11 protein-coding genes are annotated in these 15,804 nt (G+C 74.1%); 3 read left to right on the forward strand and 8 right to left on the reverse strand.

What is annotated here, in order from left to right; translation table 11 throughout:
- Window positions 1-40: 40 nt before the first annotated feature.
- From OG245_RS27045 to OG245_RS27075, 7 genes are all read right to left on the reverse strand, one after another.
- Window positions 41-466 carry a phage tail protein gene (locus OG245_RS27045; protein WP_371626020.1) on the reverse strand — a complete coding sequence of 142 codons (426 nt, stop codon included), beginning with the start codon at window positions 464-466 and terminating at the stop codon, window positions 41-43.
- A 72-nt stretch (window positions 467-538) separates the two neighbouring features.
- Window positions 539-1,063, reverse strand: a complete 525-nt coding sequence (locus tag OG245_RS27050) for a hypothetical protein (RefSeq protein ID WP_371626021.1) — start codon at window positions 1,061-1,063, stop codon at window positions 539-541.
- 2,800 nt (window positions 1,064-3,863) lie between these two features.
- Window positions 3,864-4,022, reverse strand: coding sequence for a DUF6760 family protein (locus OG245_RS27055; protein ID WP_003966147.1), 159 nt, complete (start codon window positions 4,020-4,022; stop codon window positions 3,864-3,866).
- Window positions 4,019-4,519 (reverse strand): hypothetical protein, encoded by a 501-nt coding sequence (locus OG245_RS27060; protein ID WP_371626022.1) that lies wholly within the window; start codon window positions 4,517-4,519, stop codon window positions 4,019-4,021. Before OG245_RS27060 ends, OG245_RS27055 begins: the two co-directional genes overlap by 4 nt.
- The gene (locus tag OG245_RS27065) at window positions 4,516-4,956 is read right to left on the reverse strand and encodes a phage tail protein (RefSeq protein WP_084749514.1); all 441 of its coding nucleotides are present in this window, start codon (window positions 4,954-4,956) and stop codon (window positions 4,516-4,518) included. The genes OG245_RS27060 and OG245_RS27065 overlap by 4 nt, the downstream gene beginning before the upstream one ends.
- A 62-nt stretch (window positions 4,957-5,018) precedes the next feature.
- The gene (locus OG245_RS27070) at window positions 5,019-6,551 is read right to left on the reverse strand and encodes a phage tail sheath family protein (RefSeq protein ID WP_371626023.1); all 1,533 of its coding nucleotides are present in this window, start codon (window positions 6,549-6,551) and stop codon (window positions 5,019-5,021) included.
- 706 nt (window positions 6,552-7,257) lie between these two features.
- On the reverse strand, window positions 7,258-8,568 hold the full coding sequence (locus tag OG245_RS27075; protein WP_371628001.1) for a hydrolytic protein: 1,311 nt from the start codon (window positions 8,566-8,568) through the stop codon (window positions 7,258-7,260).
- A gap of 237 nt (window positions 8,569-8,805) precedes the next feature.
- Between OG245_RS27075 and OG245_RS27080 the strand changes: the two genes are divergently transcribed.
- Entirely contained in the window at window positions 8,806-9,543 is a 738-nt protein-coding gene (locus OG245_RS27080; protein WP_371626024.1) for a response regulator transcription factor, read from the forward strand.
- Between the two features lie 191 nt (window positions 9,544-9,734).
- Here OG245_RS27080 and OG245_RS27085 read toward each other — a convergent pair whose 3' ends face one another.
- Window positions 9,735-11,120 carry an esterase/lipase family protein gene (locus OG245_RS27085; protein WP_371628002.1) on the reverse strand — a complete coding sequence of 462 codons (1,386 nt, stop codon included), beginning with the start codon at window positions 11,118-11,120 and terminating at the stop codon, window positions 9,735-9,737.
- 132 nt (window positions 11,121-11,252) lie between these two features.
- Here OG245_RS27085 and OG245_RS27090 point away from each other — a divergent pair, with 132 nt between their 5' ends.
- Window positions 11,253-13,355: an AAA family ATPase gene (locus tag OG245_RS27090; protein WP_371626025.1), complete on the forward strand. Its 2,103-nt coding sequence runs from the start codon at window positions 11,253-11,255 to the stop codon at window positions 13,353-13,355.
- Window positions 13,352-15,670, forward strand: coding sequence for a WD40 repeat domain-containing protein (locus tag OG245_RS27095; RefSeq protein WP_371626026.1), 2,319 nt, complete (start codon window positions 13,352-13,354; stop codon window positions 15,668-15,670). Before OG245_RS27090 ends, OG245_RS27095 begins: the two co-directional genes overlap by 4 nt.
- Window positions 15,671-15,804 lie beyond the last annotated feature (134 nt).

The following is a 15,804-nucleotide window of genomic DNA, read 5'->3' on the forward strand; positions in this document are numbered from 1 at the left end:
GTCCGGTTCCTGGCGGATGCGTTGGTGCCGTTGGGGTCGGTCAGGAGGGCTCCAGGCCCCCGTGCGCGATCTCCAGCGTCTCGATCGCCGCCTGGGAGTTGGCCGGATCGAAGGAGGGCCCCTGCCAGCGCACCGGCACGATGCCGTGCACCTGCCAGCTGATGATCCGGCTGAGGTCGGGGCGCAGCGCCACGATCTCGCCGTCCTTGGGCTCGACCCGCTGGATCGTCTCGTTCAGCCAGCGCGCGATCTTGAGGGTGTCGGTGGTCACCGGGCGGGTCAGCGTGATGTTCGTCCAGGTGATCCGCCCCGGCAGCTGCCAGGTGAAACCGTTGTTGCCGCCCTCGGCGTACGTCTCCATCTCCACCTCGGCGCCCAGGCCGGAGCAGGTGTGGAACGCGCCCAGGTCGCTGCCGCCGATCGCGAGCTTGAAGAACACGCTCGTCGCGAAGATGTTGTCCGTCATGGGTCTCTCGTCTTCTCTGCTGTCTCGTACGGGTCGTGCGGGGCGCCGAGGGGCGCGCGGGCGGTCGGGCGGTCAGCGGCGGCCGTCGTGCAGCCGTCCGCTGCGCTCCCTTCCCCGGCGCAGATCGGCACGGAGGAGCCGGCTCACCGGGTCGAGGAGACGGCGGGCCAGCTCCTCGATCTCCGTTCCGCTCAGCCGGTTCGCCGGCGCAGCGTCGGAGGCGTCGTCGGAGCCGGTGGCCGCGCCCGTCGCCCCGGCCGCGGGCTTCGCCGGGGCCGCCTGCACGGGAACCCCGGTGATCCCGGCGTTCGCCGCCGCGCGCTGGACAGCCTGCGCCCTGCTCTCCGGACGAGCCGCTCCGGCGGGCCGCGCGGGCGGGCGGGGCGGCACCCGTACGGAGAGACCGGGCGGTCCGCCGGGAGCGGCTCCGCCCACGGGGACCGGACCGGTGACCGGTGGACCTGCACGGTCGGGCACCACCGGCAGCGCCAGCCGCTGTACGGGTACGGCGGCCTCCGGACGCGCCGCCGCGGGGGGATGCGGCCGGACGACGGGAACGGGTCGCGTGCCGGGGGCGGTCGCGGATGCCGAAGGCATGGACGGCGCCGACGGCCCTGACGGCTTACCCGGCCGGGAGGGCAGGGCGTGCGGGAGCGACGCGGAGCGTTGCACGACAGGACCCGGGAGCGGAGCCGGGAGAGGGGCAGAGGAAGGGACAGCAGCAGGGGCCGGGGCGCTGTGCCGTGCGGAACTCTGCTGCGGAGCCTCGTGGTCCGGCGCCTGCCCGGAAGCCCGACGCGGTGACCGCTGCGGCGTGCCGGGCGGCATGGGCGCGGGCGTGCCGGCCCGCCCGGACCATCGTACGAGTCGCTGGAGCACGCCGCCGGCGGACGGGCCGCGCCCGGCGGAAGCGGCCGTGGGCGCCGGGACGCGCCCCGGCTCCTCGCCGCCGCGCCGGCCGGTGGGACCGGTGCCGCGGGCCGCGGCGCCCGGGGCCGGGTCGGTGGAGGTGCTGCCGCCGCCGTGTGCGGGGTTCGCGGTCGCCGAGCGCTGGACCACGGGCCCGGCAGCCGTACCGGAGGACGCGGGCTGCCGGGGGCCGGTGCCCGGTCCGCCACTGGTGCGTACGCCGGCGGGGTGGCCCGGTGAGGGAGTGCCGGTGCCCGGCCGGTCCAGGTCGCGCCGCCAGGTGGCCGCCACGACCGGGCGCGCGGCGCTGCCGCCCGCCGTTGTCGTGGGCGGTGCCGAAAACCCCTCGGCGGAACCGGTGTTCACCGTCAGTGCGCGACCGGAGAGCAGAGTCCGTGACCGCTGGCCCCTGGGCGACGGGGACTGCGACGGTGACAGCGTCGTACTGCCGGAGCCCCGATCCGTACGGTCCCGGGCGATCGGCCGGATGCGTACGGGCGGCGGGGGAGCGGCGGAGGCCGGACCGGTGCGGGCACGGGCGGGCGCCGCAGCGCGCTGGACGGCGGCGGCTCCGGGCGACGACGCGGCGGGCGTTGAAGGCGTTGAAGGCGCTGATGGTGCTGAGGGCGCGGCGGGCACCGAGGGGGTGACCGTGGCCGATCGCACCGGCATCGCGGAGGGCGGGGCCGACGGTGCCGGAGCGTGGGCCGCGCCAGCGGGCCCGGGGCCCTGGGCCCGGCCCGGATCCGGCCGCGCGGCGGCGGAGGCGCGGTCGCCGAGCAGTGGCGCGTCGCCGCCGAGCCGGGCGGTGGGCGGCAGCGAGGGCAGCGGTGTGCCGATCCCGCCCCGCGCGCGGGCCCGTGCGCCGCCGGAGGCGCCGGCCCGCGGGGCCGAGCCCACCGCGGGGGAAGGGCCCGATGCCGTCGGGGGATCGGACGGTCGGGCGCGCTCGGAGGACCGGGGTGATGGAGATGGCTGGGTCCGGTCGTCCGGCGTCGACCGCTGCTGCCGTGCGGCCGCCGGCGCAGGCCCGGGCCGGGGCCCGGACCCGGGCGCCTTCGTCGAGCCGGTCAAGCCCGTCGAACGGGCCGCGGACGGCGTGGCCGGAAGGTTCGGCGCGCTCGGCGGGTCAGCTGCCTGGCGCTGGAGCACCGGCATCCCCGCCGCGGGGTGGGCCGTCGCGGGCGCGGACGGAACGACGCCGGCCGGTCCGTCGGTGCTGGCCGGCCTGGCTCCGGCGGGCATCTCGCGCAGCGGCTTGCCCAGGGCGGGACGGACCACATCGGCGGCGGGCCGGTCGGCGGGACGGCCGGGAGACGGGGTGCCGTACTCCGGAACCGTACGGTCCGGACCGCTCCGCCGCTCGGACTCGGCCCGCTGGACGGAGGCGGCGGCAGCCGGCGCGGACCGTGCGGCCGATGACGGAGCACCGGAGGACGGGGAAGAAGCGGAAGGGGCGGTGGCGGTGGCGGGGGCGGGGGTGGGGGTGGCGGGCATGAGCCCGGCGATCTGCCGCAGCGGCATCGCCGGACGGCGGGCGACGATCAGCGGCGGGGCGATCCGCTGCGGACGTACGGCGGCGGTGGAGGACGCGCGCGCACCGGAGGACATGGACGACCGGGACGGAGCAGCGGAGCCGGCCGGGACTGCTGATCCCGACGCACCCGACGCACCCGACGCGCGCGACGCACCCGATCCGCCGGACGTATCCCGGCCACCGGACGTGCCCGGTGCACCGGATGTGCTCGGTCCACCGGACGCACCAGATCCGCCGGACGGCCCCGGTCCGCCCGAAGGCGACCGGTTCGCGGCGGACGAGGCCGCGCCACGCGCCGCGCCCGACCGCTGGACCGGCGGCGATCCAGGGCCCGGCCTCCCCGTTCCCGTACCGCCGTTCGTCCCGCTGCCCCTGCCCCTGCCCGTCGCCCGGTTCACCGAGGCGGACGGCAGGTCCGTCGCGGGACCGGCGGGTTCGTCGGCGTCCGGAGGCCGGACCGCGCGCAGCAGCAGCGGGCCGCCGGGAGAGGCGGACCGTGCGCCGCCCGGGCGGGCGACGCCGTGGATGAGGCCGACCGGGGCGGACGGCAGGACGGCGTGGCCGAGTTCGCCGCCGAGCGTCGGGTTCTGCCAGGAGGCGAGACGCGAGCGGAACCGCAGCCCGTCGCTCACGCCGATCGAGGACCGGGCGACGGTCACCGACGGCGGGGCCACGCGCCGCCAACCGCCGTCCCAGCCACCGCCGTCCCCGCCGGAAGCCGCCGAGGAACCGGAACCGGAGTCGGAGCCGGAACCGACTCCGGGGCCGGAACCGACGCCGGAGCCTGAACCGCCACCGGAGTCCGAGCCGGTACCGGCAGCGGAAGCAGGGCCGGCGTCCGGGGCGGGAGCGGGTACGGCCGACACGTCGGCGTGCCCGCCGCCCTCGCGCGAGGGTACGCCGGAGCGCTGCCGGTCCGCCCGGCGCAGCAAGTCCCCGAGCCCCACACGATCACCCGCCTTCGTTGACGCGGGTGTTGATCCGCGCTATCTCCCGCACCCACTGCTGACGCTCGCCGTGGGTGAGGTCGAGAATGTCCTCACGCTGCCAATGGAAGTGGTAGGCGACGTACGCGATCTCCTCCCGCAGCCGGGGAAGCGCGTACGTCACGATTCCCCCAGGCGCCCACCCGAGAGGTCCACCTCGAACGACCCGTGGCACAGCGGGCAGGTCACCGCGGCATGTGTGTGGCCCTCGCTGTTGATCCGGCGGTAGAAGTCCTGGAGGAACGCCACGTCGGTCGCGTACATCCGCTCGACGATCCCGGCGTGGACATCGGTGACCGTGCCGAGCCGGGTGATCACCTGGCTCAGCAGCACCACGGACAGATACGCCGGGTTCTCCTTCACCCGCAGGTCGATCTGCGGGCGCAGCTCGTCCCGGGCGGTCGCGAGCCGCATGGTGCCGCCGCGGTGCACGTGGCCCTCGTCGTCGACGTACCCGCGCGGCAGCTCGAAGGCGAACTCCGTCTGCAGAGTGTCCCGTTCCCGTTCCCGGGGGCGGGCGGGCGCGGGCGCGGAGGTCTCCTCGCGTGCGGCGGGCGCCGCGGCGAGGTTGTCCAGGACCTCTTCAAGGCCGCTGCCCGGCGTAACGGTCCGGCGCCTCATTCGACCACGATCTCCTCGAAGGTGATGGTCACCGTCTCGGTCGCCGCGCTGGACTCGCCGGCCTTGAGGGAGGGGCCCTCCCACTTGGAGGCCCAGCCCTGCATCAGCTGGATGCGGCGGACGGTCTCACCGGTCGAGTCCTTGATCTCGATCGTGAGGTTCTGCCGCGCGGTGTCGACGGCCCCGTTGTTGAGGGTCTCCTTGATCCAGGTGGTGAACTCGCTGCTCTGGTCGAGCCCGCGGGTGATCGTCACCTCGCCCGCCTGCCGGGCGCCCGGCTGCTTGCGGATGATCTGCTTGCCCTCGGCGGTCACCTGACGGACCTCGACGACTTCTTCCTCGACGGTCAGGCCGCTGATCTCCTGGATGGACTCCACGAGATAACCGCCGAGCTGTACGCCGAAGACGTGGGTGGAAAGAGCGTCGCCCTCTGCCATGACTCTGTGTCACCTGTTCTTTTCGAAAGGGAAGTTAAGGGGGGTGCCGAGAACCGCGAGGGTCACTCGTCGACGAGGCTGGTGCTGTCGGAGAACTGCGAGAGGCGGAAGATCACGAACTCCGCGGGCTTCACCGGGGCCACCCCGATCTCGCAGACGACCTGACCGAGGTCGATCGACTCCTGCGGGTTGTTGCTCCGGTCGCACCGGACGTAGAACGCCTCCTCGGCCGTGCGGCCGAACAACGCGCCCCGGCGCCACTCCTCGGTGAGGAAGGCGGTGACGTTGCGCCGGATGCTCGACCAGAGGCGGTCGTCGTTCGGCTCGAACACCACCCACTGCGTGCCCAGGAGGATCGACTCCTCCAGGTAGTTGAAGAGGCGGCGCACGTTGAGGTAGCGCCAGGCCGGGTCGGACGAGAGGGTGCGCGCGCCCCAGATGCGGATGCCGCGGCCGGGGAAGGCGCGTACGCAGTTCACGCCGATCGGGTTGAGGAGGTCCTGCTCGCCCTTGCTGAGGCGGATCTCCAGGTCGACCGCGCCCCGGATGACCTCGTTGGCGGGGGCCTTGTGGACGCCGCGCTCGTTGTCGCTGCGCGCCCAGACGCCGGCCACGTGACCGCTCGGCGGGACCAGGGAGTTGCGGCCGCTCGCCGGGTCGAAGACCTTGACCCACGGGTAGTAGAGAGCCGCGTAGCGCGAGTCGTAACCGGCGTCCTCGTTGCGCCAGGTGCGCACCCGCTGGGCGTTCATGCCCGGCGGGGTGTCGAGGACGGCGACCCGGTCGCCCATCTGCTCGCAGTGCGAGATGACCGCCAGCTGTACGGTCTTGACGCCCTCGGCGTCGATGTCGCCGCGCTGGAAGGCGCTCATCAGGTCCGGGACGGCGACCATCGTGATCTCGTCGATCGCTTCGAGGCCGGAGAACCCGGTACGCGCGGAGGCGTCACCCACGTACTCCGAGGCGTCGAGCCGCGCCACACCGGATCCCGGGGCGCCCGCGGCGGCGGGGGCGAGGGCGACGGTCTGCTTCTCGGGGCGGCTCTGGGCCGTGCCGGGCTGCTCGGTGACCTGGACGAACTTGGAGTCGCGGGCCTGGGTGACCAGATAGCCCTTGACGTTCTTGCGGGTCGAGACGTCGTACGTCTCCACGGCCTTGCCGGCCTGGCGCACCAGCAGCCGGAAGCGGTCCTCCGGGGGGTTCTCGCCCTCGGCGTCGGTGATCTCCACGGAGAGGTCGGCGCCCGTGCCGGGCTTGGCCGAGACGAGGAACCCGCCGAGCGCGACGGGAGCGGGGGCCTGGGCGACCGCGCCCTGGGCCGTGCCCTCCGCGGGGCCGCCGATGCGCACGACGTAGGCCGCGCCGCCGCCGTTGGCGAAGAAGCCGTAGACGGCGTGCGCCAGATAGGTGTCGGCGGTGAAGGCGCCGAACGTCTGCACGTACTGGTCCCAGTTGGTCACCAGCGTCGGCTGGTGGAAGGGGCCCGTCCCCGCGAAGCCGACGAAGGCTGCGACCGCGGTGCCGACACCCTCGATGGGCCGCGCTCCGGACTGCACCTCCTCCACGTAAACACCGGGGGTGAGGTACGACGGCATGCTCGCTCCTTCTGGACGGTCACTCGATCACTGGCCAGTCTCGACCGTCCGGCCGGGCGGGGAGTAGGCCCCAGAGTCCTGGACCCGGGGCAATGAGGCTGCCTTTCCGGGCCCTCCTACGCCGGGTAACGCTGCCCTTGGCGGGCCGGGCCGAACGCTCGCCGTATTCGCGGAGCCGCCCCGCATTCCCCGGGCGACATGAAGAGAACGGGAACAGCGCGCAACGGAACCGACCGATCCCGCCGCCCCCGACGGGCGATTGGAGGAAAGGGAGGGCGCCGCGCCAGGGACCTGATGTGTTTGGTATCTCTTTTTTCCCGGTAAACCCCGGAAGGCCGACCGCCGTCCGGGGTCTCCGGGGAAACGCTCCGAGGTGACGCGATTCGGCCAGAATGCGCCGAGAAGGTGGGTGGATTCGGTCGCTTATGGAAGGGAGAAGCGGGCGCGGGGAGGATCCGAACGGGCATCCGTCGATCGCCAGCGGACCGTCAGTACCGTTTCTGAGCAGGGGCGTTCGTGCCCGCGGCCAGCGGATGCGGATATTCTTCCGGTGCTGTCGCCGCCGCGGGCGACCGAACTGGTCGAGACCTCTGGTGTATCCGGGAGGACGAATCCGCCATCGCCCGGCACGCCGGGTTTCCTCTCGGCCGGGTTTCTGCTGTTGTCTCGTCGACAGGCGGAAGCAGAACGCTCGGCGTCGCTGTTTCTATCGTGCGAGATCGCTCAGTTCGCCGCTGACATTCAGAACCTGATGGCACCCGGAAGCCTGCGTACCGGTGGCCGGAGTGCCGGGCTTGGCACAGGTGACGGAAGCGGTGACGGTGGCGTTCTCCGGAACCTGAATGGGGGTGACCCAGTGATAGTCCTGGTTGCGGAAGGTTTCCAGCGCGATCGTCGTGATCTTGTTCTCTCCGAAGGAGATCGTCACGATGCCCTCGTCCCCCTGGAAGTTCGCCACGACGATGTCGGTGACGCCGAACACCTTCCCGGCCGGAACCTTGTAGGCGCCCTCCTTGGAGCTTCCCGCCGGGGTCTTCACGTCGATGGTCCTGGAGTGCTGCGCGCCGCCACCGCCACCGCCCGCCCCGGTGTTCCCGCCTCCGCCGGAGCCACCCGGTCCGGAGCCGCCCGGCCCGGAACCGCCCGTACCGGGGCCCGTTCCGTCCGGACCGGCCCCCTCTCCCTGACCTCCTGCCGGGTTCTCCGCGCCGCCGGGCGGCGTCGACCCCTGCTCCTTGCCCCGCTCGTTCTCCTTCTGCGCGGCCTTCGTCCCCGCCTGCTCGGCCGTGCTCTTCACCGCGGGCCGCACCAGGGCGAACCATGCGAGCAGCAGGGCCAGCAGCGCCGCCAGCACGATCAGCAGCCACTTGGGAAGCACCGGTATCTGGGCGAACTCCCCGGGCACCGGCTCGGGTCCACCGGGCTGCTCGTCCTCGGCCTCCCCCTCGGCGCCCTCGGTCGCCCGGACCTCGAACGGCCAGGTGACGGGTTCGCCGAACCAGATCAGCTTCAGGGCCCGGACCTTCAGCCGGACCTCCGCGGACTCCCCGGGCTCCAGCCGCTTCCTGTCCGGCGTGAAGGCCAGCCGCAGATCCTCCCCCGCCTGCTTGCCCGCGAGGACCACATCGACCGGGGTGTTCCCCCTGTTCTGCACCGCGGCGCCGAAGCGGGCGCCCAGCCAGCCCCGGCGCCGGCGCGGCTCCAGCTCCGTGCGGAGCTCGTGGAAGGGCTCCACGGTCACCGTGCCCTCGGGGACCACCACCGACTCGGGCCGCTCCGCGGGCAGCACCCGTACGGCCAGGGGGGTCTCGCCCGCCCGGACCTCGTGGGAGCGCGGCGGGGCGAACGTCAGGGTCACCGTCTCGGAGGTGCCCGGGTACAGCGACACACGCGCCGGCTCGACGGTGCTCCAGGCAGCGCAGTCGCCGACCACTTCGAGGGTGTAGGCCTCGACGATGTCGCCGTCGTTGCGCACGGTCAGGGCGGTCGTCGCGGTACCGCCAGGCGACACCGTCACCGTGGGGCTTTCGAGTTCGGCAGATGTGGTCACTCTGCGACGGTAGGCCGCGCGCACCCCCCGGCAGCAGAGACGCGAGGGCAACGAGCGGGCAGGGGTGGTGCCCCGCGGGCCCCCCGGCACGGTGTCCCCGCGCCCTCTCCGCGGGCCCGCGCACCCTGCGCCGACCGGCGGGGGCGATACGAGCAGCAGCAGGCATATCGGGCTGAAGTACCTGAGGAAGACGGGCACGGAACGATGACGACGATCACGGACACGACGAACAGCACGGCGAGCGGCACGGCGACGCGCGGGCACTACCGCAGGCCCGACGCCTCGCACCGCCGTACGGCCGGCTCCGGGGGAGCGCCCGGGGGCAGGGTCTCCGTGGCGGTGTACGCGGAGGACCTGATCCTGCAGACCGGCATGATCCACCAACTGCGCGTGCGGCCCGAGATAGAACTGCTGCCGGAGGCCGAGGCGGACCGGGCCCAGGTCTCCCTGGTCGTGGTGGACATGGTGGACGATCCCACCGTCCAGCTCCTGCACCGCCTCCAGCGCAACACCTCCACCCGCACCGGGCTGGTCGTCGGGTTCTTCGAGTCGGGCGCCCTCCAGACGATGATCGAGTGCGGGGTCGCCGCCGTCCTCCGGCGCGGTGAGGCCGACCAGGACCGGCTCGTCCACCTGGTACGGGCGATGGCCAACGGCGAGGGCGTCCTGCCGGGCGATCTGCTCGGCAAGCTCCTCGACCACGTCAGCTCCCTCCAGCGGACGGTGCTCGACCCCCGGGGGCTCACGCTCTCCACCCTCACCGCGCGCGAGGCGGAGATGATCCGGCTGGTCTCGGAGGGCTGCGACACCGCGGAGATCGCGCAGAAGACCTCGTACTCCGAACGCACCGTCAAGAACGTGCTGCACGAGGTCGCGACCCGGCTCGAACTGCGCAACCGGGCCCACGCGGTGGGCTACGCGATGCGACACGGGCTGATCTGACGGCCGGGGCCGGTAGCCCCGCGCCCTGGCCCGTCGCCCCGCGCCCTGGCCCGTCGCCACACGCCCGGGCCCGTCGCCGCGCGTCCGGGCCCGGACGCGGGGCCCCGGGCCGCCCGCCTCCGCCTCCGCCGCCGCCCCGGCCCCGGCCTCCGGGCCGCACCGACCCGCGGGGGCGGTCCGCCCGGCCCCCGTCAGCGCTCCGGCGGCCGGGTGCCGTCGGGGCCCGCGAACACCAGCTGCGTCAGCGGCGAGGGCAGCCGGTCGGCCTCCACCGTGACGCGGTACAGCCCGGCCTCGGGGAGTTCCACGTCCGCCGTCAGCGCGTCGCCGTCCTCCGCGTACGGACGGACCTGGCGGCGGACGGGCCCGTCGACCGCGGCCACCGTGCAGTCGATCCCGGACGGGTCGTCGGTCCCGGTGATCCGGAGCGACCAGGCTGCCCCCGGCGTCACGTAGTCCGGGACCGTCAGGCCGACGCCCTCGTCGGCCATGTCCGGGCCGAGGTCGTCCTCCTCCAGGAGGAAGTCGACGACCGCGTGCCGGGCCGCCCGGCCGCTCGCCAGCGCACCGTGCTGGAGCGCGATCGGGACCGCCCCGCCCTTCACGGACGCCGAATCCCGGTGGACCGTGCCGTCCCCCCGGGCGCCGAAGCGGAGAGCCACCCCGTTCTCGTCACGCCTCAACTCACCGTCCCGATGGGTGCGGAAGCAGTACTCGGACGCCAGGACCTCGCCGTTCTCCAGCCGCAGGGACTGCACCGTGTCCTGGTGCACCCCGGCGACCGGCCGGTGGCGGGGCAGTTCGTGCCCGGCCAGCCGGTCGAGGAACTCCCCGGACGTCTTGGCGAGTTCCTCGTCGCCGCCGAGCGCCCCGACGTCCGACGGAGCGAGCCGGCGCGCCCCGGCGCCCTCCTCCAGGCAGACGAACCGGGGCAGCAGGTCATGGACGCCCGGCATCGTGGCGGCCAGGGCGGCGAGCCTGCGGTGCGGCAGCGGCAGCGGCGCGCCCTGCGCGGCGTTGAGGATGTTCGCCGCGACCACGGAGCCCCTGAACGGCGTCCCCAGCGTCATGACACCCCGGGTGTCGGCCGCCAGGTCGTCGTCGAAGCCCAGGGTGAGCGCCGCATGGGTGACGAGCCCGCCCATGGAGTGGGCGACGAAGACGAGCCGCCCCTCGCGCTCGTCGAGCGCCCGGCGGCGGGCCGCGGTGTGGGCCCGGTGCCCGCGCCACCGCTCCAGGTGCTTGCGCGCCTCCGCCGCGAGGAGCCGGGCGTTGACCTCGACCGGCAGCCGCCAGTCGTAGGGGAACGGCAGCACCGCGTCGGGATGGGCGACGGTCTCCTCGACCGCCCGGGTCAGCTTGTGGTACGGCTCGATGCCCCGTACGAACGGGATCCACACCGGGGTCCGCAGGAGCCTGCGCGGCTGGACCCGCCCGTGCTCCCCGGCCCGTTCCTCCGGCGTGAGATGCAGCGGGGCGAGACCGTCCCGGGTCAGCCAGGCCTTGGCGAGCCACTGGGGATGCGCCAGCCCCCAGAGCACTTTTTTGGTGACGGTGTCGTACAGCTCGCTCCCCATGATGCCGGGGACGATCACGACCGCGTCGTGCGTGACGGCCGGAGTCACCTCCGGATGAAGACGGGGGGTGCTGCCGGGGCTGCTGCCCGGATTCGTCTGCGGCGGCTTCGTCATGCCTGGAAGACTAGAGAGATGCGTAACACGGTGGGGGAGTTAGGGCGGAATCAGGCCGCCGAGCAGAGCGAGGCGGAGCGGACCCTGCTCACGCTGGCCGTACGCGACTACGGCGACGGCGACGAGAGCTTCACCGCGGGCATCGACGAACAACTGGACGTCGTCGCCGAGTGGTGGTCCTCGCCGGGCGCCTCCGCCGGGTTCCACCAGATCCCCGCCCCGACCGTGACGGGGCGCGCGCACGTCGAGGACTTCCTCCGGAAGCACCGGGTACGGGAGATGAAGGGCGAGGCGCTGGTCCTGTTCATCACCGGCCACGGGGTGGCGGGCTCCCGGACACACTTCCTGAAGCTGCCCGACTCCGAGAAGGGGCGCCACCTCAACACCTCCGTCCGCACCACGGACCTCATCACCGCGGCACTCGACTCCCACGCCAAGAACGTCCTGGTCATCGTCAACACCTGTTACGCCGGAAAGATCAGCGGCGAGATCGACGAACTGGTCGAGGACATCCGCGCCGAACGGCGCAACACCTGCCAGCTCGACGTCCTCGTCACCTGCGGTCACGACCGGCCCGTCCAGGTCAGGCGGTTCTCCACCCTGCTGCGCGACGCGTTCGAACGGCTCCGCACCACCGCGGGCATCACCACGCCCCACCTCCGCGTCGTCGACCTCATGTCGGAGTTCGAACGGGGACTGGACCCGGCGGACCGCAAGAAGCACCGGCTCCACCGGGTGGTCGACGGCAGCGGCGTCCTCACCCCCACCCCCTGCATCCCCAACCCCGGATACCGCCGGGTGCGCGAAACGGCCGGCGCGGACGGACGGCACGCGGGACCGGCCGGCGACTACTGGCTCGACCGGGCCACGGGGCGCACCCAGGACGAGGACCCCGGCTGGTACTTCCGGGGCCGCGAGGACCTCAACCGCAGCATCGCGGCCTTCCTCAGCCCGGCCCGCACCCGCGGGGTCCTCCTCGTCACCGGCAGCGCGGGCAGCGGCAAGTCCGCCGTGCTCGCCCGCGCCGTCGTCCTGAGCGACCCCGCGTTCCGCGACGACCCCCTCTGCAAGACGGCGCTCGACCTGTCCGCGCCCGACACCGTCCCCGCGGCCGACTCCATCACCGGGGCGGTCCTGGCCCGGCACCGGGGCGCGGCGCAGCTGGCCCACGACATCCTCGAAGCCCTGGGGGAGACGCCCCGCCGGGTCAGGTCGACCGAGGACCCGGTCGTCGCGGCGGCCCAGCAGATCCTGGCCGTGCTCCGGGGCCGTGAGGAAGCGGTCACCCTCGTCATCGACGGTCTCGACGAGGCGGACGAACGGCAGCGCATCATCGAGGACGTGCTGGCGCCGCTCAACGAGTTCTGCGCGCCGCGGCTGGACCAGGTCCCCGTACCGCGGCTCGACGGCGAGCCGTTCGCCGCCCCGGAACCCGGCCTGCGGCTGCTGATCGGCGTGCGCTCCAGCCGCCCCCTCAGCGAACCGTCCGTGGAACCGCCCGAGGAGGAGCAGGGACACAACGAAGCGCTGAAGGCCGTCTTCCCGACGGCCGAGGAGCAGCGTACGGACGATGAGGCCAGCGAGAAGGACATCGCCGAGTATCTGCACGCCCTCATCTGCGAGGGCGGTGGGCACCGCGCGTCGGCCGAGGACGCGGCCCGGCTGGTCGCACCCGTCGTCTGGCCCTCCTTCATCGACGCGCGCATAGCCGGGGAACAGCTCCGCTCCGCCGAGGACCCCGCCGCCGTCGCCCGGCAGCCGGAGTGGCAGAGGATGCTGAACAACGGCACGGAAGGGCTCCTCAAGCGCGACCTCGTGCTGGTCGAGGGCGACGGGCTGCCCTCCGAGGTGGCGCTCGCCCTCCTGCGCGCCGCCGCCTTCGCCGGGGGAGCGGGCATCCCCTGGTCCACCATCTGGCCGCAGATGGCCCGGGTGCTGCTCGGCCGGCCCCTGCCGGACTGGGACGAGATGATCGCGAAGCTGCTCAAGAGCCGGCTCAACGGCTATCTGGCCCACGACCACGAGGACGACCGGCGGGTCTACCGGCCCGCCCACGAAACGCTGGCCGAGGCCCTGCGCGACGTCGACACGGACTGGCTCGGCCGGGGCGGGGCGGCATGAGCGGGCCCGCCGGCGACGACCGGCACGCGGAGATCCACCGCCAACTGGCCGCCGCGCTCGCCGAACTCGTCCCCGACGACCCCAGCATCCCGCCCCACCCCTATCTGCGGCGGCACCTTGCCCAGCACGCCGCCCAGGGCCGCGTCCTGGACGACACGCACGTGCCGCCCGCCCTGCTGCCCTGGGAGTCGAGTTCCGGGCTCGGCCGCCTGCTGGCGGGGGAGGGGGACCGGCCGGCCCATCAGCAGTGGCTCCAGGCCTGGGCCACGCTGGAGCCCTACTCCCGTGATCTCAGCCCGCTGTCCCGGCTGTCCAGCCTGCACCTGGCGCACCACGCGGCGATGTCACGGGACACGCCGTCGCCGCGGCCGGGCACCCGGCAGACGCCGTTCGACCGCTCGCCCGTCACGCCGCTGTGGAGCGACTGCGCGAGCCCGGACAACGTGTGGGCGCTCAACGACGCCGACGTCGTCTCCCTGACGTCGGCCGTCCCCCGCCCGCGGGCACCCCACCAGGCCCTGCTGGTCACCGGGGACGACCACGGCGTCGTGCGCGTCCTGAGGCGCGACGGCTCCGCGTCCGCACCGCCGATCACCCTGCACGAAGGGGCCGTCGCCCACCTGTTGACCCTGCCCGAGGGGATCGTCGCCACCGGCAGCACCGACGGCGCCGTGGCGATCCTCGACGCCTTCCGCGGCCGGGCGATCGGTCCGGTCGCGCGACGCACCGGGGCCTGGGTCACCTCGCTCACGCTCCACCGGCCGCAGACCGGGGCCCCGGTGCTCCTCGCCGCCTGGAGCGACGGCCACCTCGCCGCGTTCAACACGGCGACCCTGCACCGGGCCGACGTCCCGCTGCCCCCGCCGGCCCCCGCGGCGGCCCTCCTGGGCGGCACGACACGGCCGGACGGCGGACCGCTGCTCATCGCCCGGCACGACACCGTCGCCGACTTCGACGGCGTCGCCACCCGGGTCCGCTCCCGTCATCCCGCACCCGTCCGCACCCTGGTCGCACTGGCGGAGCCCGGGAGTTACGCGGTGGGCGACGCCGACGGCAACCTCTCCGTGCACAGCGCCGGGTCCGACCCCCGTACGCACTCCGTCCGGGCCACGACGGGCGGCGCGGTCACCTCCCTCGCCGTCGTCACCGTCGAGGGCCGCGAAACCCTCGCCTCCGGTGGCGCCGACGGCACCGTCCGCCTCTGGCGGCCCGGGAGCCTGGAACCCGTCGGTGATTCCCTGCAGGCGCACGCCGAGGCGGTCACCGCCCTCACCGCCCTGCCCGAGCGCTCCGGAACCCGCCTGATCACCGCCGGATCCGACCGCACGATCCGCAACTGGCCGCTGGCCGGGGCCACGTTCCTCCACGGGCGGGCCAGGTGGAACCGCGTCACCGCCAGCGCCCTGTCCCCCGGACCCGCACATCTCCTCGCCGCGACCGAGGGCACCACCACGCTCGTCCGGAACATCGGCACCGGCGAGAAGCGGCCCGTCATCCTCGACGAGCCCGTCACCGCCCTCGCCTGGGCCCGTCCGCACCACCGCCTGATGCTGGCCGCCGCCCTCAGCGACAACAGCATCGCGCTCCACACCCTCGGCCCCGGCGACGACCGCACGCCGCCGCCGCGGCTGCGCGGACACTACTCACCCGCCCTCACCCTCCTCGCGCTGCCCGGCGGCGACGGTCCCGCCCTGCTGGCCAGCGGCAGCGCGGACGGAACCGTACGACTGTGGGACCTCGACGACCACCGCGGCGTGGCCGTCTTCGACGACCACCGGTTCAGCGTCCGCTGCCTGGCCTCCACCCGTACCGACGACGGCGTCCTCCTCGCGTCCGGCGGCAGCGACGGAAACCTCCGCGTCTGGGACGTCGCCGCGCTCGCCCAGCGGGGTCCGACGATCCGGTGCGGCCAGAACATCGTCAACGACGTGGCCTTCGCCCGCCCGCGTGGCGGGGCCGGACTCCGGATGGTCACCGCCGGGCAGAACGGCACGCTCAGGCTCTGGGACCCCGACTCGGCCTCCGGCCACCTCGCCGAATTCGCCCCCGGGGACGGGGAGCTGAACGCCGTGACCGCCTTCCGGGGCCTCGGCGGGCGGGTGGTCCTCGCCGCCGCCGGGGCCACCGGCATCCACCTGTGGGACCCGGCCGCCGACCGGCTGCTCCTGCAGATCGTCACGGGCCACGCCGTCAGCGCCCTCCGCACGGCTCCGCAGCCGGAAGGGGACCCGTCCACCGTGCTCCTCGCGACCGGGGAGGCGGGAACCATGATCTTCCGTGTCCACCACGACCAGCTCCGGCCCGACCGTCCGTGACGCCCGTGTGCGCCGTCCGCACGCCGACGTGCTCCGCCGATGCGCCCGCCGACGGGCCACGACGGGCCGACAAGCGCGGGGTGTGTACGCCACAATGATCAGCCGCGCGCCGGGACCACACGGGCACGCCTTCA

The sequence above is a fragment of the Streptomyces sp. NBC_01116 genome (assembly GCF_041435495.1).
GTDB lineage: Bacteria > Actinomycetota > Actinomycetes > Streptomycetales > Streptomycetaceae > Streptomyces.